Here is a 23,984-nt window from a genome sequence, read left to right as displayed (position 1 = left end):
ACACCGAGGATTAGGTAGTCATGGCCGGGAACAGCCAGCGCAGGAACCGCCGCACGTCCAACAAGAAGGGCGCGACGGTCGGCAGCGGTGGCCAGCGGCGCAAGGGCCTGGAGGGCAAGGGCCCCACGCCGAAGGCCGAGGACCGCAAGGGCCACAAGGCGTTCCGCGTCTCCAACGCCATCGCCCGACAGGCCGCCAAGCGCCGCCCGGCGCCGCGCCGCGGCGGCCCCAAGGGCACGTCCGAGATGGTCGTAGGCCGTAACCCGGTCTTCGAGGCGCTGCGCGACGGCGTGCCCGCGACCACGCTCTACGTCCAGCAGTTCATCGACAACGACGAGCGCGTCCGCGAGGTCCTGAAGCTCGCCGGCGACCGGGGCAACATCAACCTGATGGAGGCCCCGCGCCAGGAGCTGGACCGGATGACGAACGGCCTGAACCACCAGGGCGTCGTCCTCCAGGTCCCGCCGTACGAGTACGCGCACCCCGAGGACCTCACGGCGGCCGCCTACGACAACCACGAGGACCCGCTGATCGTCGCCCTCGACGGCGTCACCGACCCCCGCAACCTCGGCGCGATCGTCCGCTCCGTCTCCGCCTTCGGCGGTCACGGCGTGGTCGTCCCCGAGCGCCGCGCGGCCGGGATGACCGCGGGCGCCTGGAAGTCCTCGGCCGGCACCGCCGCCCGTACGCCGGTCTCCCGCGTCACCAACCTCACCCGCGCGCTGGAGGGCTTCCAGAAGGAGGGCCTCACGGTCGTCGGCCTCGCCGCCGACGGCGAGCACACGGTCGAGGACCTGGAGGCGCTCGACGGCCCGGTCGTCATCGTCATCGGCAGCGAGGGCAAGGGCCTGGGCCGCCTCGTCGGCGAGACCTGCGACTACCGCGTCCGCATCTCGATGCCCGGTGGCGCCGAGTCGCTGAACGCCGGTGTCGCCGCGGGCATCGTCCTCTACGAGGTCGCCCGCCGCCGCGCGAACAACTGACCTCGCCGCGCTCCACGCGCACCACGCGAAAGGGCCCATCTCGCCGCTGAGCTGGGCCCTTTCGCGTACCCCTGGACAGATGGCGTGATCTTGACGGGTCTCGGACATTCCGAGCACGTCAAGGCAGTGTCCAAACCCCGCGTCACTCGGTTAGATGAGTGTGGACACCAGAACGCCCCGGCCGGGGTTCGACGATCAGCCCGCGCTGAGCATGCTCAAGGTGGATTCCGATCCCGCGCAGGTCATCGTGAACCACGCCAGCTTCCGTGTGCGGCTCGCGCCGGCCCAGCAGCCGAAGTTCGCCGCCGCTTCTCGCGGTCCGGCCCTCGCCGGAGCGGTGGCGGGAGCGGCGGGAGCGGCCGCCGGCCGCCGCCGCCCCGTCGTGTGGACCGGAAAGTCGACCCCCGGAGCCACCGGACTGCTCCAGGCCGTGCGGGAGTCCTCGGTCTCCACCCTGGAACCGCCCGGACACCTCGACGCGGGCATCACCCAGGCCATCCCGCGCATCGACGACACCATGGAAACCCCTGTCGTCCCCGTCGGCGCGCCGCCCCTGCTGCCCCCGATGCGGCGCGCCGAAGGCGCCTTCGACCAGCCGTACGAAGCTCCGTACGAGCTGTCGCGCGAGGGCTCGTACGACGACGCAGACGTGGACGGGGACGACTACCGCGGTCGCTCCTCGCAGCGCCACGGCGCCGACGCGGTCCGGCACGCCTACTACCCCGGGCGCCGGATGAACCTCGGCGTCGTCCTCCTCCCGCTCCGCGTCTTCCTCGGCTTCATCTCCATCTACGCGGGCATGGGCAAGCTCTGCGACCCCGTCTACTTCGACGGCGGCGAGCGCGGCTCCATGGTCAAGTGGCTCAACTCGCTGAACCCCTGGGCCCTCGCGGAACCGCTGAGGGACTTCGCCCTCCAGCACCCGGTCGGCGCCGGACTGACCGTCGCCTTCCTCCAGGTCGTCGTCGGCGTCCTCACGGTCCTCGGTCTCTGGCAGCGGGTCGCCGCCGTCATCGGCGCCCTGCTCTCCGCGGCCCTGCTCCTGACGGTCAGCTGGAAGACCGTCCCGGTCTACGACTCCGCCGACATCATCTTCCTCGCCGCCTGGTCCCCGCTGATCATCGCCGGCGCGCCCGTCTACTCCATCGACGGCCGGCTCGCCGGCGAGGCCTGGCGCACCCTCGGCCCGCGCTCGGAGCTGTGGGAGCTGCGCCGCCGGGTCCTGCGCCGCGGCGCGCTCGTCACCTCCGTCGTCGTCGGCCTCACCCTGCTCACCGGCTCGGTGCTCGGCGGCGCCGTGCGGTCGGCCGAGATGGTCACCGTGCCCGGCCCGAACGACGACCCGATCAACCACCTGCCCGGCCGGACGCTCCCGCAGGAGCCCGGCGAGCGCACCCCGTCCCAGTCCACCTCCACGCGGCCCAAGCCGTCGGCGACCCAGGGCGCGAGCGGGGACAGCGAGAAGGACGACAAGGCAGAGCCGAGCGAGTCCGCCCGGGAGACCGGCCGCGCGGAGGGCAGCAGGCCGACCGCGACGCAGGGCACCGGCACCCGTACGCCGACCCGGTCGAGGCCCGCCGCCCCGCCGTCGACCAGCTCGGGACCGACGAGCTCCGGCGGTTCCAGTGGCGGCAGCGGCGGCAGCAGCGGCGGCCCGGGCACGAGCGAGCCGACCAGCGGCTCGTCGTCGGGCGGCGGGAACAGGAACCCGATCGGCGGCCTGCTGGGCTAGAAGCCGGAGCAGGGATACGGAAAGGGCGGCACCGGCTCATCGGCCGGTGCCGCCCTTTCGCGTACGTGCTGGGCGCAACGTGGCTTGCTGCTCCGCGGGACGGGTCAGGAGGCTCCCTGGGAGGCCAGCTCCTTCGCGGCCTCGGTCAGGTCCTTGGCGGTGTCGATGGCCCGCCAGTACGCCCCCTGGGGCAGCGGGAAGCCGGCCAGGCGGCGCTCCCGGGCCAGCCGGGGGAAGGTGGTGCGCTCGTGGTCGCCCCGGTCGGGGAGCAGCTCGGTGAACGCGGCGGAGAAGACGTACACGCCCGCGTTGATGAGGAACGGCGACGGCGGCGCCTCGATGAAGTCGGTGATGTGCCCGAAGGTGTCGGTCTCGACGGCGCCCCAGGGGATGCGGGGGCGGGCCAGGGCAAGGGTTGCGGTGGCGTCGCGTTCGGCGTGGAAGGCGGCCATCTCACGCAGGGAGAAGCGGGTCCAGATGTCGCCGTTGGTGGCGTACCAGGACTGCGCGGGCTCGGGCAGGTGCGCGGCGGCGTACTTGAGGCCGCCGCCACGGCCGAGCGGCTCGGGTTCGACGACGGTCTTCACGCGCAGCGGAAGATCGGCGGAGGCGAGCCAGTCCTGGAGCACCTCGGCGAGATGGCCGCAGGACACGACGGCGTCGGTCACGCCCTCGGCGGCGAGCCAGGACAGCTGATGGCCGATGATCGGGGTCCCGGTGCCGGGGATCTCGACCATCGGCTTGGGGCGGTCGTCGGTGTACGGGCGCAGGCGCGAGCCCTGGCCGCCCGCCAGGACCACGGCCTGCGTCGGGAAGGTATCCATACCGCGAACGATATGCGCACCCGCTGAGGCAGCCGTTCAGTGTGGCGGCGGCGTCAGCTCGCGTACATGACGCCGGTCGCGAACGAGGTGTCGCAGACCGGGCGGGAGAAGGACTGGGCGCGCGTGGGGCCGTAGTGGCGGACGGCGGCCTTGCCGAGGGCGCGGGCGATGGACATGCAGTGCTTGGCGAGCGAGGGGCTGTTCTCGACCTCGCGCTGGAGGTGCGTCAACGCGGTGCCGGGGTCCTTCTCCTGAAGCTCTGCGAGGAGACGGTCGCGCAGAATATCCTGCGGGGCACGGGACTTGGCGGGGACGGAGACGTCCTCCGAGGATGCGGTGAGCATCTGGGTGTCGGAGCCCTTGCCGGCCCACGGGACGGCGGAGACCGCGAGCGTCCCGGAGAGCACCAGGACGACGGGCAGGACGAGGGCGAGAGAGCGGCCGATACGGCGGGCAGTGTGCGTCACGCAGGCGAGCGTAGCGGCCAGTGAAGATATGGCGACATTTAGTCACTCTCGCGGGGGATGGTTCGAGGCGGCTTTTCGATTCGTGTGTTGACGCGACTGTCCGAATTGTCAGTCCTGCCGGGGTATTTGTCGACATGGCTGGCGGGCTGGCTCGCGGGCGGACAGCCGAACGGCCCCGCATCCGCAAGGGATACGAGGCCGTTCGCTTCATGCCTGGCGGCAGACGGATCAGAGCCGCTCGCCGGTGGAGGTCGAGAAGACGTGCAGCTCGTCGGGGCGCGGCACGACGTGGAGCGTGGAGCCCTTCTCCGGGACGGCGCGGCCGCCGACGCGGACGACCAGGTCCTTGTCCTCGCTGCCGACGCGGGCGGTGCCGTAGACGTAACCGTCGGCGCCGAGTTCCTCGACGACGTTCACGGAGACGGCCAGGCCCTCCTTGCCGGTGGCACCCAGGACGTCGAAGTGCTCGGGGCGGATGCCGACCGTGACGGTCGTGTCGCCCTTGGCGGAGGCGGCGGAGAGTGCGTCACGGGAGACCGGGACGACGCTGTTGCCGAACTTCACGCCACCGTCGGTGATCGGGACCTCGACCAGGTTCATGGCGGGGGAGCCGATGAAGCCGGCCACGAAGAGGTTCGCGGGACGGTCGTACATGTTGCGGGGCGAGTCGACCTGCTGGAGCAGACCGTCCTTGAGGACGGCGACGCGGTCGCCCATCGTGAGGGCCTCGACCTGGTCGTGCGTGACGTACACGGTCGTGATGCCGAGCCGGCGCTGCAGGCTCGCGATCTGCGTACGGGTGGAGACACGGAGCTTGGCGTCGAGGTTCGACAGCGGCTCGTCCATGAGGAAGACCTGGGGCTCGCGCACGATGGCACGCCCCATCGCGACACGCTGACGCTGACCGCCGGAGAGCGCCTTGGGCTTGCGGTCCAGGTACGGGGTGAGGTCGAGGATCTTGGCGGCCTCTTCGACCTTGGCGCGGATCTCGCTCTTGTTGACCCCGGCGATCTTGAGGGCGAAGCCCATGTTGTCGGCGACGGTCATGTGCGGGTAGAGCGCGTAGTTCTGGAACACCATGGCGATGTCCCGGTCCTTCGGCGGCAGGTGCGTGACGTCGCGGTCACCGATGCGGATGGAGCCGCCGTTGACGTCCTCGAGCCCGGCGAGCATGCGCAGGGAGGTGGACTTGCCGCAGCCGGAGGGCCCGACGAGGACGAGGAACTCGCCGTCCTCGATCTCGATCTCGAGCTGGTCGACGGCGGGCTTGTCGGAACCCGGGTAGAGCCGGGTCGCCTTGTCGAACGTGACAGAAGCCATGGTGATGTGTCCCTTCACCGGCAGGAACGTGCCGGACGATCCGAGTAAAGGAAGGATTGAGGTCTAGTCCACCGGAGTGAACTGAGGGCGACGGTACCTTGGCGGTGTCCGATCTGTCAGTAGTCGGATGGGGAGAGATTTCAGCGGGGGCTCGGCCCTCGGGCCAAGCAACGCACTTTTGACCTGCGATTCGCGAGTGACAGAGCACCTGCCTTTTGGCCCTGCCACTTGCGTGACGCTTCCTGCTTCAACACCCATCGCCGAACCAGTACGGCCCTGAGGGCCCTACCGAGCCGGTCTTGCGCGGACTCCACAGGCATTCCGGCCGACGGCCCGTCGGTCCGTTCCGCGCTTCCTGGCTACGCGGCCAGCACAGCCTCGGGCAGCTCGGACGCCCGGATCACGCAAGGCGCCGGTCGGCCCGGTGGGAGCGCAGCGGCCACCAGCCAGTACAGCCGCATGCCCTCGTCCCGTAGGTTCACGGCCGCGTTCACATCGCGTGCGTGCACGGTGCCGCACTCGGCGCATGCCCACTCCCGGACCGACACGTCCAGACGAGGCCCCTTGGTGTGACACTCCGAGCAACGCCGGGTCGAGGGAAAGAACCGATCCACGATCACCAGCGTCCGCCCGTACCACTCGCACTTGTAGCGGAGCTGCCGGAGCAGCTCGCCCCAGGCCGCGTCGCGGATCGTTTGATTCAGCTTCGCCTTCCGCCGCCGCCCCTTCCCGACGGCGGGGCGCAACAGATTGGCGATGGGCAGGTCCTCCACCACGAGCACTTGGTTCTCGCGCACGAGGTGGGTGGTGAACTGATCCAGGAGATCCCTGCGGACATCGCCGATGGTGGCGTACAGACGCGCGATGCGCTCCCTGGCCTTCCCCCGGTTCTTCGAGCCTCGCTTCTTGCGGTGCAGCTCCCGTTGCCGACGGGCCAACTCTTCCCCGTACTTCTTCAGCAACCGGGGGTGATCGAGCACCGAGCCGTCGTCCAACGTGACCAGTGCTGCCAGCCCCAGATCGAGCCCTACAGCCTTGGGCGCAGACTCGCCGGGACGGAATACGGGAGGAAGAGGCTCGATCCGCTCTTCGACCAACACCGACAGGAAGAACCGGCCGGAGCGATCACGCGTCACGTTCAGGCGTACGGGAAGCTGTCCCGCGGGCAGCGGACGAGACCATCGCACGTCTAGACGAGCCGACTGCTTCGCCAGCGTCAGGGACCCCGTACCAGGCCGCTCCGGATCCTCCACCCACCGGAATCCCGTCCGGACGTACGTCGCCGAATCACGCGAGCGCCCCTTCATCTTTCGCTTCGGATACTTCGCCGACTTCCTGAAGAAGCGCGAGAACGCTCCGTCCAGCTGCCGCAACGCCTGCTGCAACACCGTCGACGACACGTCCCGCAACCACTCCCTCCCCTCGGCCCGCTTCCACCCCGTCAGAGCCCGGCACGTCTCCGCGAAGCCGACGGAAACACGGTGCTGCTCCCAGGCGCTCGACCTGAGCGCCAGCCCCTCGTTGTAGACCCACCGGCACGCGCCGAAGGTCCGGATCAACTGCTCCGCCTGGTCGGGGGACGGATAGAAGCGGTAGCGGTAGACCCGCTGCTGCGTGCCTTCCGGCTTGGCTCGCTGTTGCATCGCCCCAGAAGCACGACCGTGCCTTTCATGCGGGTCTGCGATACCTAGCGCCTCGCGCTTGACGCGCTTGGCCTCAGCACCGACGACCCGTACGGGCACCTCCTCCGACGGCCCGGCCATCGCCCCTCCCCGTCCTGCTGTCCGATAGTCGGAACGGCACTTCAGTACGGTCAACGAACGTGTGGGCGGGTGGTTACGGCGATCGAGAAGTTCTTGGCTGGTCGTTCGTGGTGCTGTGTAGAGTGAGGGAGCTTCGCGCGTGTGGAACGCGTGCGCGCCGCCTTAGCTCAATTGGCAGAGCGGGGTCCTTGTAAGACTCAGGTCGTCGGTTCGATTCCGACAGGCGGCTCCACCAATCTCGTGTCCCGGACCAATCTGGTCCGGGACACTTGTGTTTTACGGGGGCATATCCGGCTGGGGTGTTCTGGGGAGGGGTGCGGCGGATGAGTCGGCGTTCCAGTGGGCTGATCGGTGTGTGGGCCGAGGCACAGCGTGTGGCGCAGCGGGAGCGGGAGGGGCAGCTGCAGGCGGTGCTGCGGCAGCAGCGGGACGCGGAACGTGCTCAGCGGTCCTACGAGCGGGACGTCGCGCGGATGCAGCGGGAGCAGAGGGCGGCGTATCGGCAGCACCGTGACGCGGACGCGTTGCGGCGGACGCGTGAGTTGGACGAGCGGGTCGCGTTGTTGTCGGGACTGCTGGTGAGGGGCTGTGGGGCGCCGGCGTTCAGTGTGGAGTCGATGCGGCGGTCGGAGGAGATCGAGCCGTTCGCGCCGGGTCCGCTCGGGCAGCCGGTGGCGATGCCGGATCAGCGGCAGTACCAGCCGCAGAGTGCCTGGACGGCGTCAGGCCGGGCGCAGGCGGAGCATGAGGCTCGGGCGAGGTTCGAGCGGGACTGGTACTCCGCCCAGGGGGCGGAGACGCAGCGGCAGCAGCAGTTGGCCGCGTATCGGGCGCAGTACGACGAGTGGGCTGCGGGGCGGCTGGCGGAGGTCCGCGCGCACAACAGCGGGATCGCCGGCATGGTGGAGTCGTTGCGGGCGGGTGATCCGGAGACGGTGGTCGAGTTCTTCTCGGCGGTGTTGTATGCGTCGACGGCGTGGCCGGAAGGGTTTCCGCGGCGGGTGTCGGCGGCGTACGACCGTGGGGCTCGGGGGCTGGTCCTTGACTGGGATCTTCCGGGGTACGGCGTGGTGCCGGAGGCCAAGGGGGTCAAGTACCTGCCGAGTACGGACCAGGAGAAGGAGGTCCCGCGGCCGGTGACGCAGCGGCGGGCGTTGTATCGGGACGTGTTGGCGCAGAGTGTGCTGCTGGCGGTGCGGGAGTTGTTCGCCGCGGACCGGTTCGGCGTTCTGGGCGGGGTGGCGCTGAACGGTTTCGTGGATGGTGTTGATCCGGCGACGGGGCTGGCCGCGCGGGTGTGTCTGGCTTCCGTGATGGTGGAGCGGTCGGTCTTCGACGGGCTGAACCTGGAGTTGGTCAGTGCGGTGGACTGTCTGACGGGGGCGCTGTCGGGGCGGTTGTCCGCGAAGCCGGACGAGCGGGTGGCGGTGTCGCCTCTGTTGGTGCCGGAGCAGGTGGGAACGGACGTCGTGTTGCAGGGGGAGGGTGAGGAGCCGGATCTTCTGGCGATGGATCCGATCGCGTTCGAGGGGTTGGTGGCCGATCTGTTCCGGGCGCGGGGGCTGCAGGCGGTGACGACGCGGCGGTCGAACGACGGTGGAGTGGATGTGGAGGCGTTGGATCCGGATCCGATCAGTGGTGGGTCGATCATCGTGCAGGCGAAGCGGTACCGGAACACGGTGCCGCCGAGCGCGGTGCGTGATCTGTACGGCACGGTGCAGGGGGCGGGTGCCAACAAGGGGGTGTTGGTGACGACGTCAGGGTTCGGGCCGGGCTCGTACACGTTCGCCAACGGCAAGCCGCTGACGCTGATCTCGGGTGCGGAGCTGGTGAATCTGCTGCATCAGCACGGTCTGCGCGGCCGCCTCGGAACGGGTGCGGTGGAGACTCCGACCATGGTGTGTGACGCACCGGCTCCGCCTGGTGCGGATGAGGACGTCAATGTGCTGGGGATGGTGTGGTCGGGGTCGGTCGCGCTGGACGTGTGTGCGTTGGTGTGCGAGGGCGGCAGGGTGTTGGGGGAGGAGCACTTCGTGTTCTTCAACAATGATTCGACACCTGATGGCGCGGTGCGGATGGTGCCCGCGCTCTGGGGCGACAAGGCCGCTGTTCAGGTGGGGTTCGATGCGCTGCCTGTGCGGGCCGACCGGTTGGTGCTGGTGGCGGCTGTCGATCCTGAGGTGAATCCGGACGCGGATCTCGCGGGGTTCGTGGATGCGGGGATCCGGCTGCGGGACGGCTCGGGCGCCGAGTTGGACCGGCTCGATGTGTCGGAGGGGCGGGCGGGGGAGACCGCGCTGGTGCTGGGGTCGTTCCGGCGGCGGGCGAGTGGCGACTGGGATTTCGTGCTGGGAGGCAAGGGCTACCGCGGGGGGCTGGCGGAGCTGGTGGGCGACTTCGGTATCGAGGTCGAGTAGGGGGTTGGGCAGGGAAGGTCCCGGACCTCGTGTGGTCGGGACCTCCGCTCTGCCCTGTACTTTCCGGTGGTCGTCAGCGGCCTGCGATTTTGTTGGCCAGGGTGGCGATGCGGGAGGTGGTGGCCGTGTGGGTGGTGGATTCGGTGTGGTCGGCGTGGCGGTAGGCCGCGTACATGGTCTGGACGCCCAGCCAGCGGAGGGGTTCCGGTTCCCATTTGCGGACCTTGTGGTTGACCCAGGGGAGGGCCGTCAGGTCGGTGGGGCCCTGCTGGCCCGAGTCCTGTTGGATGAGGTCGCGCAGGGTGCGGGCCGCCAGGTTGGTGGTGGCTACGCCCGAGCCGACGTAGCCGCCTGCCCAGCCCAGGCCCGTCGAGCGGTCGAGGGTGACCGTCGCGCACCAGTCGCGGGGGACGCCCAGGACGCCGGACCAGGCGTGGTCGATTCCGATGCCGGTCAGCGACGGGAAGAAGCTGGTCAGGATGGTGCGCAGGGCTTCGATCGTCTCGGGTTGGGTGCGGCCGTCGTTGTCCGTGCGTGAGGCGTAGCGGTACGGGACGCCTCTGCCGCCGAGCGCGATGCGGCCGTCGGCGGTGCGCTGGGCGTACATGTACGCGTGCGCCATGTCGCCCAGGGTTTCGCCGCCCTGCCAGCCGACCTCCGCCCACTGGGCGTCGGTGAGGGGCTCCGTGGCGATCATCGACGAGTTCATCGGCAGCCAGGTGCGGCGCTGGCCCGTGAGGGAGGCCGTGAAGCCCTCCGTGCAGCGCAGGACGTAGGGGGCGCGGACCGTGCCGTACGGGGTGATCGCGTGCTTCGGCTTGATCTCGGTGACCGGGGTCGACTCGTGGATCGTCACACCGAGGGCCTCGACCGCCGCCGCGAGGCCCTTGACCAGCTTCACCGGGTTGAGGCGGGCGCCGTGCGGGGTCCAGGACGAGCCGACCACGCCGGAGACCCGGATCCGGTCGGCGGTCTCGCGGGCGCCGTACAGCTCCCGCTCCTTCTCGCCGAAGGCGATCTCCACCGCGTGGAAGGCCTTGAGGCGGGCCAGCTGCGCGGGGGAGTTCGCGACCTCCAGGACGCCGCCGCGGTGGATGTCGGCGTCGATGCCTTCCGTCGCGCAGGTCTCGATGACCTCCGTGACCGTGTCGTTCATGGCCTGCTGCAGGCGGACCGCCGCCTCGTGGCCGTGCAGCCTGGCGTAGCGGTCGCGGCCCGCGATGCCGTTGTAGAGCCAGCCGCCGTTGCGGCCGGAGGCGCCGTAGCCGCAGAACTTGGCTTCGAGGACGGTGATGTTGAGGAAGGGGACGGCCTTCTTCAGGTAGTACGCGGTCCACAGGCCGGTGTAGCCGCCGCCGACGATGCAGACGTCCGCCGTGGCGTCCCCGGGCAGGGGCTCGCGCGGGGCGGGGGTGCCGTCCTGGGCGTACCAGAACGAGATGCCGCCGTTGACGGTGTTGCCGCTGTTCCTGCTGCTCCTGCTGGCCATGGGCGGGAGGGTACTGGATGGGCCGGGGGCCTTCGACCCTCGGATACGGGTCTTTCGGCGGGGCGGTCCGGGTGGGGGCGGCCCTTAGGTTCGAGGGTGCGGATTCGCTGCGGATTCCGTTGTCTTTCCGCTGTGCCGAAAGGACCCTTTCATGCCCCTGCGCAGGACTGTTCGCGTGGCGGTGGCGCTGGCCGCCGCCGGGGCCGTCGCGTGGGCGGGGTGTTCGGCCTCGTCCTCGGCGGCGGTCGGCTCGGTCTACGAGCCCGCTGCCGTGCCAGGAGCCGGGCTTACGACCGTTGTGGAGGGGCCGAAGATCGTCGTCGGCGACGCGAGGGCCCCGCACACGGCGACCGTGTTCGTGGACCCGCGCTGCAGCTACTGCGCCAAGTTCGGGGAGGGCGGCGCCGTGCCGCTCACCCAGGCCGCGGCCGACGGGAAGGTGCGGATCGAGTACGTCGTCGCGTCCTTCCTCGACGCGCGCACGGGCGGTACGGACTCGGCGCGCGCGGCGAACGCGATGCGGGCGGCTGCGGAGGCCGGGAAGTTCGCGGAGTTCCAGGCGGCGCTGTTCGCGGGCGGCGGGGCGGAGGACCCCCTGAAGGTCGCGGACCGGGTGGAGGGGCTGCGGGGCGCGGAGTTCGACCGGGCGGTGCGGGAGGACGCGTACCACGACTGGGTGGTCTCGGCGGAGAAGGCGTTCGAGGACTCGGGTGTCGGCGGGACGCCGACGGTGTTCGTCGACGGGCAGCAGGTGGGGGTGGGCGACGCGTTGTACGACCAGGACGCGTTCGCGCGGGTGCTGCGTGACGCGGGGTTGTGAGGGCTGCCCGAGGTGTGAGGTCGGTTTTTACTCGGGTGTGGCTCGGAGCACGCGTGTGTAGCGTCGTCGTGTGATCGAGATTCCGGCGGAACTGGCGGCATCGCAGGCGAAGTACAACGGGGAGGCGGGCCGGGCTTTCGTCGCGGCGCTGCCGGGGCGGGCACGGGAGTTCCTGGACCGGTGGGGGCTGCGGGTGACCGGGCCGTCGATGTACGGGGTGGCCTCGCTGGTGCTGCCGGTGGTGCGGAGCGCGGACGGTACGCGCGCGGCGCTGAAGATGCAGCTCCTCGACGAGGAGAGCGCGGGCGAGGCGGTGGCGCTGCGGGTCTGGGACGGCGCCGGGGCCGTGCGGCTGCTCGCGGAGGACGCGGAGACCGGCACGATGCTGCTCGAGCGGCTGGACGAGGGCCGGCACCTGTCGGTGCTCGGTGCCACGGACGCCCGGCAGGCGGTGCGGATCCTCGGGGAGCTGCTGGCCCGGCTGTCGGCCGTGCCGGCGCCGGAGGGGCTGCGGGGGCTCGGGGAGATCGCCGCGCGGATGGTGGCGGACACCCCGGACGCGGCGGCCCGGCTGGGTGCCGAGGACGCGGCGCTGCTGCGGGACTGCGCGGCGGCGGTACGGGAGGTCATGGGCGAGCCGGGTGACCGGCTGCTCCACTGGGACCTGCACTACGACAACATCCTGGCGGCGGAGCGCGAGCCGTGGCTGGCGATCGACCCGAAGCCGCTGGTCGGCGACCCGGGGTTCGACCTGCTCCCTGCGCTGACGGACCTGTGGGGCATGGACGGGGACGGGAGCGGTGGCGGGGGTGAGCCTGGGAGTGCCGATCCTGTGGTCGTGACGCGGTGGCGGTTCGACCTGCTCACGGAGCGGCTCGGGCTCGACCGTGACCGGGCGCTGGCGTGGACGCTGGGCCGGGTGCTGCAGAACGGGCTGTGGGACGTGGAGGACGGTGAGCCGGCCCTCGACCCGGACCAGGCCGTCATCGCCCGGAGCCTGATGCGCGCGCGATGACGGGTGGCAACGGCCCTCCGGCGCGGTGCACGCTGGGGGCATGATTCGTACCGCCACACCTGCCGACGTGCCCGTGATCCACGCGATGGTCCGCGAACTCGCCGCGTACGAGAAGGCCTTGGACGAGGTCCGCGCGACGCCCGAGCAGCTCCACGAGGCGCTCTTCGGCCCCCGGCCGGCCGCCTACGCGCACATCGCGGAGTCCCCCGAGGGCGAACCGGTGGGCTTCGCCCTGTGGTTCCTGAACTTCTCGACCTGGCGTGGCGTCCACGGCATCTACCTGGAGGACCTGTACGTCCGCCCGACGAGCCGCGGCGGCGGCCATGGGAAGGCCCTGCTGGCCGAGTTGGCCCGGATCTGCGTCGAGCGCGGGTACCAGCGCCTGGAGTGGTCCGTCCTCGATTGGAACGAGCCCGCTGTGGAGTTCTACACGTCGCTCGGGGCGGTGTCGATGGACGAGTGGACCGTGAACCGGCTGACGGACGACGCACTGCGGCGGTTGGCTTCGACTCCAAGTGGCCTGTGAATGACCTGAGTTACGCGTCCTCGGCGGCTAACCTGGATCCATGCACCTCATTGATCCGGGCGCATAGGGGAGCCGGCCCCGGCGAAGAGGAAAGGGGCTCTCGCCGGGGCCGGCGCTCCCTCCTCGTACGAGGCGGTTCCCCTTGCCGTCTCGGCGGCGAGCGTCAGCTCGCCGTAAGCCCGGACGAGGAGGTTGCAAGATGGCCGCAAAGGATAGGGAGTCCTGGATCAAGGAACTGGCCTCTCGGTTCGCAGTCGCGCTGGCAGTCAAGGCGCTGTGGGCCGCGATCATGAGGCTGGCCCTCCGCGACGACGCCTGAGCAGTGCCCATCCGGCCGGCCCTCGGAACCCCTTGCCGAGGGCCGGCTGTTCTGTCTGCCGTACGTACGGGCTACGCCCGGCCTACGCCCGGCTACGGGATCAGTACCACCTTGCCGATCGTGCCCCGGGACTCCAGGGCCCGGTGGGCCTCGGTGGCGTTCCGGAGGGGGAAGGGCTGGACGGCCGGGCGGAGGGTGCCGCCGGTCGCGGCGGCGAGGGCGGCCAGTTCGAGGTTGCGCACGTCGCCGCCCGCCTTCTGGAGCATCACCGGGCCGAGGACGGACTCCGAGGTGATGCCCTTGGTCGCGAGCTCCTCCTCCGTGAAGGTGAGGGGTTCGCCGTCCGCGATGCCGCCGCTGGACCATCCGAAGACCAGGTGCAGGCCGCCCTTGCCGAGCAGGTCGACCGCCGCGCGGGCGGTGTCGCCGCCGACCGAGTCGAAGACGACCGTGGCGGTGCGCGAGCCCAGGAAGGCGCGGACCTGGTCCGGCCAGTCCGGGAGCTTGTAGTCGACGGCCAGGTCGGCGCCGTTCTCGGCGACGCGGGCCACCTTGTCCGGGCCGCCCGCGAGGCCGATGACGGTGGCGCCGGCGTTCTTCGCGTACTGGACGAGGAGGGTGCCGATGCCACCCGCCGCCGCCGGGACGACGGCGACCGACTCCGGGCCGAGCTCCGCGAACTGGAGGATTCCGAGCGTCGTACGGCCCGTGCCGATCATGGCGACGGCCTCCGCCTCGCCGACGTGGTCCGCGAGGGCGTGGAGCCTGCCCGCGTCCACGACCGCCTTCTCGGCGTAGCCGCCGGGCGCCATGCCCAGGTGGGCCACGACGCGCCGCCCCAGCCAGGACGCGTCCGTGCCTTCGCCGAGCGCGTCGACGGTGCCGGCGACCTCGCGGCCGGGGATCGTGGGCAGTTCGGCCGGGGCGGGGAAGGGGCCGGTGTGGCCCATGCGCAGGGCCGCGTCCAGGAGGTGGACGCCCGCCGCGGCGACCGCGATCCGAACCTGACCGGGGCCGGGGACCGGTTCCTCGACCTCCTCGTACGTGAGGTTCTCGGCCGGGCCGAAGGCGTGGAGGCGGATCGCGTGCATGGTGAACTCCCCGGTTGGTGGTCGGCACCTGTCCGTGCGTGGTGACGGATTCAGGCTCCTACCTCAAGCGGACTTGAGGTCAAGCCTCTTCGTCCGCAACGCCAGCGACACCGCCTCCACGGCACTCGTGAACGACACCTCCGACAGCACCCCGGGGGCCGCCACCTCGTCCCCCGCCAGGTACACCCCGTCGCCCCGGTCGATCGCCGGACGGTCGCGCCAGGTCGTACCCGGCCGGTCCACGGCGCCCGTACGCCCACCGGAGACGGCCTCGCGGCGCCAGACCTGGCGCTCGCGCCAGCCGGGGAAGCCGAGGTCCAGGAGGCGTTCGGCGTGGGCCACGCCGTCCGCCTTGGACGCCTCAGGGGCGATCGGGAGCTGTGCCTGGATCAGCTGCTCGCCCGCCGGGGCGAGGGACGGGTCCTGTGCGGTGAAGCGTTCTATCCAGCCGGGCGCGTCCAGGTCGGAGACGATGAACGGGTCTCCCTTGCGCGTGCGCAGGGCCAGGTCGAGCAGCACCGTGCGGCCGCTCTCCCCGCGCAGGGTCGCGTCGCCCAGCAGCGTCGACGCCGCCGCCAGCGAGGTCGCCACGACCACCGGTCCTTCGGCGAGCGGCAGTTCGGTGAGGCGGGACTTCGTCTCGACCCGTACGCCCAGCTTGCGGGCGCGCGCCGCCATCCGCTCCACGAGGCCGCCCCAGCCGCCCTTGAGGTACGTCGCCTCCGGCGGCAGCGCGGCGGCCCGGTGCAGCCGCTCCTGGACGAAGCGGGCCGAGAGCGCGCCCGGGTCGTGGTGGAAGAGCGCGACCCCGCTGTACGCGGCGGCCTGCCGGGCCGCCTCGGGGCCCGCCACCCGCGTGGCCCAGGTCAGGAAGTCGGTGTCGATTGGTGCCTGTTCGGCCGTCCTGAGTGTGTGGCGCAGGAAGCCGAGGGGCGGGGTGCGGCGCAGGGCGCCCGCCCGGTGGAAGCGGAAGCGGGCGGCTTCGAGCGGCGGCAGGGGCGCGAGCTGACCGAGGAGGCTGCGCCGCTTGAGCCAGGTCCAGTGCGGGCCGCGGCGGTAGAGCGCGTGCGGCCCCTCGTTGGTGCGGTACGGGCCCTCGGCGGTCCTCGCCCGTCCGCCGAGGGTGTGGTGCGCCTCGTGGAGGGTGACCTGCGCGCCGGCCTCGGCGGCCGTGATCGCCGCCGTCAGACCGGCGAATCCGCCGCCGATGATCGTGATGTTGCGCTGCGTGCTGAGCTGCGTGTTGCGCTGCATGTCCGCTCCTTCATGAGGCTGGTACGAACGGGACGGCGGCGGGGCTGCCGGATGTGACATCGGGGCGTTGTCAGTGGTGCACGTCACCATGGGCGTATGGGCACGACGGGCAGGACGAACGGCAGGAAGAAGATCGCGGCGGTGCGGCGGCCGGAGGTGCGGCTCCCGCCGCTGGAGGCGTACGAAGGGGGCGGGCTCCAGCCGGACGGGGACTACGACGGGGTGGAGTTCCGGGGGCTCGACCTGGCGGGGGAGACCGGGACCGGGTCACGGTTCATGGACTGTGCGCTGCGGGACTGCGCGCTGGACGAGACGCGGCTGCGCAGCGCGCGCTTCCTGGACTCCGTCCTGAGCGGGATCCGCGGTGTCGGTACGGACCTGGCGGGGGCGACGCTGCGGGACGTGGAGGTCGTGGACGCGCGGCTCGGCGGGACGCAGCTGCACGGGGCGGTCCTGGAGCGGGTCGTGGTGCGGGGAGGGAAGATCGACTATCTGAATCTGCGCATGGCGAAGCTGAAGGACGTCGTCTTCGAGGGCTGTGTGCTCGCCGAGCCCGATTTCGGGGGTGCGGTCCTGGAGCGGGTCGAGTTCCGGGACTGCGTGGTGAAGCGGGTGGACTTCAGCGGGGTCCGGATGACGGACGTCGACCTGCGGACGGTCGAGCGGATCGAGATCGCCCGGGGCGTGGACGCGCTGGCGGGGGCCGTGATCGGGACGGGCCAGCTGCTGGACTTCGCGCCGCTGTTCGCCGCGCAGTTGGGGGTGCGGGTGGAGGACTGACGGGCCGGCTGCCCGGTCGCCGGGCGCTTCCCGCCCGCTGCGCGCCGGCCCACTGCGCGGGGGCTACGGGACGCGGGGCTACGGGACGCGGGGGAAGCGGGCCTGGAGGTCCCAGATCACCGGGTTGTCGGCCAGGCCCTCGTGCATGTCGGTGAGGTCGGCGACCAGGTCGTGCAGGAAGTCGCGGGCCTCGCGGCGCAGCTCGCGGTGGCTGAAGGTGAGCGGGGGCTCGTCGCCCGGCATCCAGTCGGCCTCCACGTCCACCCAGCCGAAGCGGCGCTCGAAGAGCATCAGGTCCGAGGACTCGGTGAAGTCGAGTTCGGCGTACTGGGGCTTCGAGGAGCGGCTGCCGCGCGGGTCGCGGTCCAGCCGCTCGACGATGTCGCACAGCGCCCACGCGAAGTCGAGGACCGGCACCCATCCCCAGGCTGTGGACACCTCGCGGTCGGACTTGGGATCGGCGAGGTACACGTCTCCGCAGAACAGGTCGTGCCGGAGCGCGTGGACGTCCGCGCGCCGGTAGTCGGTCTGCGGGGGGTCGGGGAAGCGACGCGAGAGGGAGTAGCCGATGTCGAGCACGCAGACGATCGTCCCACGCCGAAACGAGCCCGCCCGCCGGGACGAGCCCGCCCACGCGACACGAGCCCGCCCGCCCGACCCGAGCGCTCCCGCCGGGGCGAGCCTCAGCCCCGCGAGCGGGCGTGGAGGGTGCGGGCGAGGCGGGGGCCCAGCCAGCGCTTCAGGCGGCGCAGGGGTTCCAGGCCGTCCGCCGCGCGGTCGATGCGGTAGTAGAGCTGCGGCGGGATGTGGGGGAGCAGCGGCGAGTGGCGCTGGCCGAGCAGCGCGAACATCTGGCCCGGGGGCAGTCGCATGTAGCGCGGCAGGTTCTCGTACCACCGCGCGCTGTAGCGGGCCGCGCTCTGTGCCGACAGCAGCTCGGCGCGCCGCCGCCTGCCGTAGCGGGTGAGCGCCGTGTCCAGGCCCCCGGGCCCGCCCGCGTCGCGCAGGGCGGCCGCGAGGGCGAGGGCGTCCTCCAGGGCCAGGGTCGTCCCGGCGCCGATCGAGTAGTGGGTGGTGTGGGCGGCGTCGCCCATGAGGACCAGGTTGCCGTGGTGCCAGGTGCGGGTCGTCAGGGTGCGGAAGTTCAGCCACTGGGCCGCGTCGTCGTCCTGCGCGCGGCCGATCAGCCGCTGCCCGTCCAGGAGGTCGTGGAACAGCTTCTCCAGCAGGTTCAGGCTGTCGGCCTCGCCCATCCGGTCGAGCCCGAGGCCGGTCCACGTCTCGGGGGAGCATTCCACCACGCATGTCGACTGCTCGCCGCTGAACCCGTAGGCGTAACACCAGATCCAGCCGTGCTCCGTCTCCTTGAAGGCGAAGCTGAAGGAGTCGAAGACCTTCGTCGTGCCGAGCCAGATGTAGTGGTTGCGGCCCGTGGCGATCTTGGTGCCGAAGTGCCCCGCGTACGCCTCGCGCAGCGCGCTGTTGACGCCGTCCGCCGCGACGACCAGGTCCGCGTCCGCCAGCTCCGGGGCGTCGGGGCCGGGGATCCCGTGCTCGAACTCGACCCGTACGCCCAGGGCCTCCGCGCGCTCCGCGAGGAGGGCGAGCATCCGGCGCCGGCCGATGCCGAAGCCCGCGTCGCCCCGGTGGACGGTCCGCTCGTCGCGGACGATGGCCATGCCGTCGGTCCAGGTGACCGAGGCCGCGTCGATCGCGTCGGCCGACTCCGGGTCGCCCGCCCGCAGCTTGTCGAGGAGCGCGGCCCAGTAGGTCACGCCCCAGCCGTACGTGGAGCCGGCCGGGTTCCGTTCGTAGACGGTGATCTCGTGGGACGGGTCCTGCCGCTTCATCAGGATCGAGAAGTACAGGCCGGCGGGCCCGCCGCCGACGCAGGCGATCTTCACGCGCGCTCCCACTCCGTGACACTCGGGGGACTGACACCCTGCTGTGGAACGGCTACGCAGGGTAGCAGTCTCAGGGGAGCAGTCGCTGTTCCTTCGCCACGGCGACGGCACCCGCACGTGTGTCCACGCCGAGCTTCGCGTAGATCCGCCCCAGGTGGGTCTTCACGGTCGCCTCGCTGATGAAGAGCGCGCGGGCGATCTCGCGGTTGCCGAGGCCGTGCGCGAGCTGGCCCAGGATGTCCCGCTCGCGGTCGGTGAGCGTCGGGCCCGCCGCGCCGCGCATCCGGTCCATGACCCGGCTGGCGACCGGCGGCGACAGGGTCGTCCGGCCCTGGGCGGCGGAGTGGATCGCGGCGAACAGCTCCTCCGGGCGCTCCGCCTTCAGCAGGTACCCGGTCGCGCCCGCCTCGATGGCACGGGTGACGTCGGCGTCCGTGTCGTACGTCGTGAGGACCAGGACGTGCACGCCGGAGCCGGCGCCCGCGATCCGGCGCGTCGCCTCCACGCCGTCGATCCCGGGGCCGAGCTGGAGGTCCATCAGGACGACGTCGGGGCGCAGCTTGGCGGCCATCGCGACCGCCTCCTCGCCGCTGCCCGCCTCGCCGACGACCTCGATGTCCTCGGCGCTGCCGAGCAGCGCGAGCAGCCCGGCGCGGACGACGGCGTGGTCGTCGCAGAGCAGGATCCGTACCGTCATGGACCGGCCTCCAGGGTCGTGGACAGGGGGATGGCGACGGAGAGCACCGTGCCCTCGCCGGGGGTGGACTCCACGGTCAGCGTGCCGCCGAGCTGCTGGGCCCGCACCCGCATCGCGGGCAGCCCGTGCCCGCGCACGCCGCCGCCCTCGGCTGCGCGCCCATGGGCCGGCTCGAAGCCGCGCCCGTCGTCGGCGATGTCGAGCACGACCTGGTCGTCGAGGTAGGTCAGGGTCACGGCGGCGGAGCGGGCGTCGGCGTGCTCGCGGACGTTGGCGAGGGCGCCCTGCGCGATCCGGAGCAGCGCCGACTGGACGCGCTCGGGCAGCCGGACCGGTGCGCCGTCGACCCGGAAGGCGGCCGACTCGCGTCCCGCGACCGTGCGCAGCGCCTCTTCGAGGCCGCCGCCCTCGGCGAGGTCGGCGGGGGCGAGGTCGTGGACGAAGCGGCGGGCCTCGGCGAGGTTGCGCTCGGCGATGGAACCGGCCGTACGGACGTGCCTGCGGGCGGTCGACGGATCGCTGTCCCAGGTCCGCTCGGCGGCCTGGAGCAGCATCTGCTGGCTGGACAGGCCCTGCGCGAGGGTGTCGTGGATCTCCATCGAGAGCCGCTGGCGCTCGGCGAGGGTGCCCTCGCGGCGCTCGGTGGCGGCCAGCTCGCGCCGGGTGCGGATCAGGTCGTCGATGAGCGCCCGCTGCCGGTCCGCCTGCCGCTGCGCGTGGACGAAGACGGCGGTGGCGATGGCGGCGACGGCGGGCGGGGCGACGATCAGGTTGGGGTCGAAGCCGTCGTCCGAGAGCTGCACCTGCGCGGTGACGACGAAGACCGTGAGGAGCGTGACGAGGACGAGGGCGGCGCGGGGCGGGAGGGTGCGCATGCCGGTGTAGAAGAGCGGCACCGCGCACCAGGCGAAGCTCGGCGCGAGCACCACCAGGAGCATCCAGACGGCGACGACGGTGACGAGCCAGGCGATCCGGCGCGGGGTGGCGCGGCTGCCGAGCGCGGGGCCGAGGACGTAGAGCACGGCGAGGGCGCCGGAGAGGGCGACGATCCAGGGGCTGCGCTCCTCCCAGGGGTGCCGCAGCAGGAAGCGGACCAGGGACGCGCCGAGGAGGAGGAAGAAGGCGACGTGCATGACCCGCGCGAGCCAGCGCCCGTCCGGGTCGTCGTCCGCGTTCCTGCCCGTCACCGGCACTCCTGCACTCCTCTGACCTGGGGATACGTATCCATCCTGGCCCAGGAGGACCAGAGGGGCATCAACCGATCGGCTGACACCCCCGTCGTCCATCATGCGCGACGGCGGCAGCCGGTCCGTGGACCGTACGGGCCCGGTTTCGGCCGGAGGATCGATGGCAGAGCGAAGGAGCCGCCCGCCCCGGACGGAGCCGACCGCCTCGACCACGTCCCGACCACGGTCACTTCTCGACCACGGTCACCTCTCGACCACCGCCCCGGCCCACGCCGCCGCCGCCTCAAGGAGTACGCCATGAACAAGAAGATCGTCTTCGGTGCCGCCACCGCCGCCGTCGTCGCCGCCGGTACCTTCGGCGCCGTCTCCGCGAACGCCTCCGCCCCGGCCGCCGCGCCCGCCGTCGCCGCCAAGGCCGACGCGTCGAACCGGAACCTGCAGCAGACCACGCACCTGACGATCGAGGCCGCCACCAAGGCCGCGCAGGCCACCCTGGAGGCCGCCGAGGACGAGAACCAGCGCGTCTCGGTCGCCGTCGTCGACCGCAACGGCAACACCATCGTGACCCTCCGCGGCGACGGCGCCGGCCCGCAGTCCTACGAGTCGGCCGAGCGCAAGGCGTTCACCGCCGTCTCCTGGAACGCCCCGACCTCGGTGCTCGCCGGCCGCCTCGCCCAGGCCCCGAACCTGAAGGACATCCCCGGCACGCTGTTCCTCGCCGGTGGCGCCCCGGTGACCGTCAAGGGCGCCCCGATCGCCGGTATCGGTGTCGCCGGTGCCCCGAGCGGCGACCTGGACGAGAAGTTCGCGCAGGCGGGCGTCGCGGCGCTCGGCAAGTAACTCGCCAAGTAAGGCGCGAGGCGGTCAGGCCGACAGGCCCCGCCTGTAAGGCTCGGCTCGCCCGCGCGAGTCGTACGAGAGGTGCCGCCCGGACCCCCGCCGGGCGGCACCTTCGGCGTACCCCCGCCTAAGATCGATTCGTGGACATACGCAGTCGAACCGCCCTGGCGACCGCCCTCGCCGGGCTGCTCGCGCTCACCGGCTGCACCGCCGGCGCGGGCGGCGCGGGCGGGAGCGGAGGCGTGGACATCGGCGGGGTGCACGGCACCCCCGGTGCGGCCGGGCTCCGCGACCCGTACTTCCCCAAGCTCGGCAACGGCGGCTACGACGTCAGCCACTACGCGCTCGACCTCCGCTACGACCCGCGGAGCGGCCGGCTCGACGCGACGGCCATGATCACGGCCCGCGCGACCCAGGACCTCAGCGCCTTCAACCTCGACCTGACGGGTCTCACCGTCGAATCCGCCTCCGTCGACGACGCGCCGGCCGCCGTCAACCGCGCCGGGAACGAGCTGACGCTCCGGCCGCGCGAGGACATCGACAAGGGCGAGGAGTTCCGTACGAAGGTCACGTACGCCGGTGTCCCCGAGACGATCACCGATCCGGACGGCTCGGAGGAGGGCTGGCTGCGGACGGCGGACGGGGCCCTCGCGCTGGGGCAGCCGACCGGCTCCATGGCCTGGTTCCCCGGCAACCACCACCCTTCCGACAAGGCGACGTACGACATCACGCTGACCGTCCCGGCCGGGACGCAGGGCGTCGCCAACGGCGTCCGCACCTCCGAGCGGACCGCGAACGGCCGGACCACGACCGTCTGGCAGGTCGCCGAGCCGATGGCGAGCTACCTCGCGACGGTCGGGATCGGGAAGTACACGACGAAGGCGTCGGCGACCCCGTCCGGGCTGCCCGTGCTGACCGCCGCCGACCCGACGGTCGCCGAGCGGAGCGCGAAGCTGCTGGACCGTATCCCCGAGCTGATCGCCTGGCAGGAGGAGACCTTCGGGCCGTACCCGTTCGCCGCCGCAGGAGCCGTCGTCGAGCGGACCGGCGACGCGGGCTACGCGCTGGAGACCCAGACCCGGCCGGTCTTCCCGCTGGACGCGTTCACGCCGGAGATCCTCGCGCACGAGCTGGCGCACCAGTGGTTCGGAAACTCGGTCACGCCCGAGACCTGGCAGGACATCTGGCTGAGCGAGGGCTTCGCGGTGTACGCGGAGTGGCTGTACGCGGAGGAGTTCGAGGGCGTGCCCGCGCGCCGCAGCTTCGACGCGGCGTTCGCGAGCGACGCCAACTGGGCCTTCCCGCCCGCCGAACCGCCCTCGGCGGAGAACCTCTTCGACCCGCCCGTGTACCAGCGGGGCGCGATGGTCGTCCACAAGATCCGGGAGCGGGTCGGCGACGAGACGTTCTTCGAGATCCTGGCCGGCTGGCCGGCGACCCACCGTCACGGCAACGCCTCCACCGCCGACTTCACCGCCTATGTCGAGGACGTGGCGGGCGAAGACCTGGACGACGTGTGGGACGTGTGGCTGTACGGGGACGGGAAGCCGGCGCGGCCGGACGGGCCGTGAGTGCGACGGTCGTGAGCGCTAGGGTCTTTCGTTTGGATCAGGCCGGATCAGGGAGCGGGGCCTGGTGCATGGGGTCTCCCCAGGCCCTCTGGGCCTAGGGGACGGATCGCAAGGCGGAGGAGGGAGTCAACGCGGAGCGTTGGGGACTGACGACAACGCGGCTGGGGGTACCCCCTGCTCGAAGAGCTTGGGGGAGCGGTGCCAGGGCCCGCGAGCCCGGCGTGATCCAAACGAGAGGCCCTAGGACCCGCCGGCGCCCGACCTGAACAGGATGTCCTCGACCGTGCGCTGGTCGCGGTGCCAGTACGTGGACCTGGGGTCGGGGCCGACGTTGCCCGAGCCCATCTCCTTCGGGAACGGGACATCGAGCATGGCCACGTCGGCGTTGCTGCCCGGGGCGCGGTCCTGGTAGCCGATGGAGACGGCTTCCACGGCGACCGTCCGCTGTCCGCCCCGGAACAGGAACAGGCCCGCGTACGCCTTCTGCTTGGGACCGATCGTGACGATCGCCTTCGGCTTGGACCCCATGGCCGGGATCGGGCCGTCGATCGTGGCGCCGAAGCCGATGCGCGGGTAGTGGTAGAGCGTGCAGGGCGTGTCGGTGAAGTTGGTGGCCGTGATGAGCAGGTGCTGGCCCGAGTCCATCCGCCAGGCCGAGGTCGCGATCGACAGGTCGTTGTCGGTGCAGGCGGTGGCGGTCGACGTGCCGCCGTCCCCCGTGCCCGTGCCCTTGTCCTTGCCGGGTTCGGGAGCGGTGGTCGTGGCGGGTGCGGTGGGCGGTGCGGTGGTCGGTGGAGCGGACGACGGGGCGGCCGTCGAGGGAGTCGCCGATGCCGTCGTGGCGGCCGGCGTGGGCTTCTTGGCGTCGCCCGGACCGTCGTCGGACTGACAGGCGGTCGTCGTCAGGAGCGCGGCGGCCGCCGCGAACCCGAGCGGGCAGGTCTTCCATCTGGCTGATCGGGACGTGCGCATGGTAGCCCCCGTG

21 protein-coding genes and 1 tRNA gene are annotated in these 23,984 nt (G+C 71.8%); 10 read left to right on the top strand and 12 right to left on the bottom strand.

Annotated elements, in window-relative coordinates; genetic code table 11:
• Positions 1-20: 20 nt before the first annotated feature.
• Both rlmB and ACF09C_RS26190 read left to right on the top strand, forming a co-directional pair.
• The gene (gene rlmB / locus ACF09C_RS26195; RefSeq protein ID WP_392094816.1) at positions 21-983 is read left to right on the top strand and encodes a 23S rRNA (guanosine(2251)-2'-O)-methyltransferase RlmB; all 963 of its coding nucleotides are present in this window, start codon (positions 21-23) and stop codon (positions 981-983) included.
• A 154-nt stretch (positions 984-1,137) separates the two neighbouring features.
• The gene (locus ACF09C_RS26190) at positions 1,138-2,715 is read left to right on the top strand and encodes a DoxX family membrane protein (RefSeq protein ID WP_392094814.1); all 1,578 of its coding nucleotides are present in this window, start codon (positions 1,138-1,140) and stop codon (positions 2,713-2,715) included.
• 104 nt (positions 2,716-2,819) lie between these two features.
• Here the strand turns inward: ACF09C_RS26190 and ACF09C_RS26185 are convergent, their stop codons facing one another.
• The 4 genes from ACF09C_RS26185 to ACF09C_RS26170 form a co-directional block, all read right to left on the bottom strand.
• Positions 2,820-3,539, bottom strand: coding sequence for an NDP-sugar synthase (locus ACF09C_RS26185; protein ID WP_392094812.1), 720 nt, complete (start codon positions 3,537-3,539; stop codon positions 2,820-2,822).
• 53 nt (positions 3,540-3,592) lie between these two features.
• On the bottom strand, positions 3,593-4,006 hold the full coding sequence (locus tag ACF09C_RS26180; protein ID WP_392094810.1) for a hypothetical protein: 414 nt from the start codon (positions 4,004-4,006) through the stop codon (positions 3,593-3,595).
• Between the two features lie 228 nt (positions 4,007-4,234).
• Positions 4,235-5,326 (bottom strand): ABC transporter ATP-binding protein, encoded by a 1,092-nt coding sequence (locus tag ACF09C_RS26175; protein WP_392094809.1) that lies wholly within the window; start codon positions 5,324-5,326, stop codon positions 4,235-4,237.
• A 359-nt stretch (positions 5,327-5,685) separates the two neighbouring features.
• Positions 5,686-7,089, bottom strand: coding sequence for an RNA-guided endonuclease InsQ/TnpB family protein (locus tag ACF09C_RS26170; RefSeq protein WP_392094807.1), 1,404 nt, complete (start codon positions 7,087-7,089; stop codon positions 5,686-5,688).
• 156 nt (positions 7,090-7,245) lie between these two features.
• Here ACF09C_RS26170 and ACF09C_RS26165 point away from each other — a divergent pair.
• Together ACF09C_RS26165 and ACF09C_RS26160 are read left to right on the top strand one after the other, a co-directional pair.
• A tRNA-Thr gene (locus ACF09C_RS26165) sits at positions 7,246-7,321 on the top strand.
• A gap of 91 nt (positions 7,322-7,412) precedes the next feature.
• Positions 7,413-9,506: a restriction endonuclease gene (locus ACF09C_RS26160; protein ID WP_392094805.1), complete on the top strand. Its 2,094-nt coding sequence runs from the start codon at positions 7,413-7,415 to the stop codon at positions 9,504-9,506.
• Between the two features lie 73 nt (positions 9,507-9,579).
• Here the strand turns inward: ACF09C_RS26160 and ACF09C_RS26155 are convergent, their stop codons facing one another.
• Positions 9,580-10,995, bottom strand: a complete 1,416-nt coding sequence (locus ACF09C_RS26155) for an NAD(P)/FAD-dependent oxidoreductase (protein ID WP_392094803.1) — start codon at positions 10,993-10,995, stop codon at positions 9,580-9,582.
• Positions 10,996-11,146: 151 nt separating this feature from the next.
• On the opposite strand from ACF09C_RS26155, the gene ACF09C_RS26150 reads away from it, so the two are divergent.
• From ACF09C_RS26150 to ACF09C_RS26140, 3 genes are all read left to right on the top strand, one after another.
• Complete coding sequence (locus tag ACF09C_RS26150) at positions 11,147-11,815, top strand: DsbA family protein (RefSeq protein ID WP_392094802.1); 669 nt, start codon at positions 11,147-11,149, stop codon at positions 11,813-11,815.
• A 70-nt stretch (positions 11,816-11,885) separates the two neighbouring features.
• Positions 11,886-12,830: an aminoglycoside phosphotransferase family protein gene (locus ACF09C_RS26145; RefSeq protein WP_392094800.1), complete on the top strand. Its 945-nt coding sequence runs from the start codon at positions 11,886-11,888 to the stop codon at positions 12,828-12,830.
• A gap of 40 nt (positions 12,831-12,870) precedes the next feature.
• Positions 12,871-13,356 (top strand): GNAT family N-acetyltransferase, encoded by a 486-nt coding sequence (locus ACF09C_RS26140; protein ID WP_392094798.1) that lies wholly within the window; start codon positions 12,871-12,873, stop codon positions 13,354-13,356.
• Positions 13,357-13,767: 411 nt separating this feature from the next.
• Here ACF09C_RS26140 and ACF09C_RS26135 read toward each other — a convergent pair whose 3' ends face one another.
• Together ACF09C_RS26135 and ACF09C_RS26130 are read right to left on the bottom strand one after the other, a co-directional pair.
• Positions 13,768-14,766 carry a zinc-binding dehydrogenase gene (locus ACF09C_RS26135; RefSeq protein WP_392094796.1) on the bottom strand — a complete coding sequence of 333 codons (999 nt, stop codon included), beginning with the start codon at positions 14,764-14,766 and terminating at the stop codon, positions 13,768-13,770.
• 63 nt (positions 14,767-14,829) lie between these two features.
• Complete coding sequence (locus ACF09C_RS26130) at positions 14,830-16,020, bottom strand: FAD-dependent oxidoreductase (protein ID WP_392094794.1); 1,191 nt, start codon at positions 16,018-16,020, stop codon at positions 14,830-14,832.
• A gap of 96 nt (positions 16,021-16,116) precedes the next feature.
• On the opposite strand from ACF09C_RS26130, the gene ACF09C_RS26125 reads away from it, so the two are divergent.
• The gene (locus tag ACF09C_RS26125; RefSeq protein WP_392094792.1) at positions 16,117-16,800 is read left to right on the top strand and encodes a pentapeptide repeat-containing protein; all 684 of its coding nucleotides are present in this window, start codon (positions 16,117-16,119) and stop codon (positions 16,798-16,800) included.
• Between the two features lie 78 nt (positions 16,801-16,878).
• On the opposite strand, the gene ACF09C_RS26120 is transcribed toward ACF09C_RS26125, so the two are convergent.
• The 4 genes from ACF09C_RS26120 to ACF09C_RS26105 all read right to left on the bottom strand — a co-directional run bounded on the left by ACF09C_RS26120 (position 16,879) and on the right by ACF09C_RS26105 (position 20,534).
• Positions 16,879-17,379 carry a hypothetical protein gene (locus ACF09C_RS26120; protein ID WP_392094791.1) on the bottom strand — a complete coding sequence of 167 codons (501 nt, stop codon included), beginning with the start codon at positions 17,377-17,379 and terminating at the stop codon, positions 16,879-16,881.
• A 104-nt stretch (positions 17,380-17,483) separates the two neighbouring features.
• Positions 17,484-18,704, bottom strand: a complete 1,221-nt coding sequence (locus tag ACF09C_RS26115; RefSeq protein WP_392094790.1) for an FAD-dependent monooxygenase — start codon at positions 18,702-18,704, stop codon at positions 17,484-17,486.
• Between the two features lie 70 nt (positions 18,705-18,774).
• Positions 18,775-19,401: a response regulator transcription factor gene (locus tag ACF09C_RS26110; RefSeq protein ID WP_362420408.1), complete on the bottom strand. Its 627-nt coding sequence runs from the start codon at positions 19,399-19,401 to the stop codon at positions 18,775-18,777.
• The gene (locus ACF09C_RS26105; RefSeq protein ID WP_392094977.1) at positions 19,398-20,534 is read right to left on the bottom strand and encodes a sensor histidine kinase; all 1,137 of its coding nucleotides are present in this window, start codon (positions 20,532-20,534) and stop codon (positions 19,398-19,400) included. The genes ACF09C_RS26110 and ACF09C_RS26105 overlap by 4 nt, the downstream gene beginning before the upstream one ends.
• A 351-nt stretch (positions 20,535-20,885) precedes the next feature.
• Between ACF09C_RS26105 and ACF09C_RS26100 the strand changes: the two genes are divergently transcribed.
• Positions 20,886-21,428, top strand: a complete 543-nt coding sequence (locus ACF09C_RS26100; RefSeq protein WP_392094788.1) for a heme-binding protein — start codon at positions 20,886-20,888, stop codon at positions 21,426-21,428.
• A gap of 140 nt (positions 21,429-21,568) precedes the next feature.
• Positions 21,569-22,999, top strand: coding sequence for a M1 family metallopeptidase (locus ACF09C_RS26095; protein WP_392094786.1), 1,431 nt, complete (start codon positions 21,569-21,571; stop codon positions 22,997-22,999).
• Between the two features lie 240 nt (positions 23,000-23,239).
• Here the strand turns inward: ACF09C_RS26095 and ACF09C_RS26090 are convergent, their stop codons facing one another.
• Positions 23,240-23,971 (bottom strand): DUF4232 domain-containing protein, encoded by a 732-nt coding sequence (locus ACF09C_RS26090; protein ID WP_392094784.1) that lies wholly within the window; start codon positions 23,969-23,971, stop codon positions 23,240-23,242.
• Positions 23,972-23,984: the final 13 nt, after the last annotated feature.

The organism is Streptomyces sp. NPDC014870 (genome assembly GCF_043081505.1).
GTDB lineage: Bacteria > Actinomycetota > Actinomycetes > Streptomycetales > Streptomycetaceae > Streptomyces.
The sequence above is the reverse complement of the archived record's forward strand: the minus strand, read 5'-3'. Positions and strand labels throughout refer to the sequence as shown.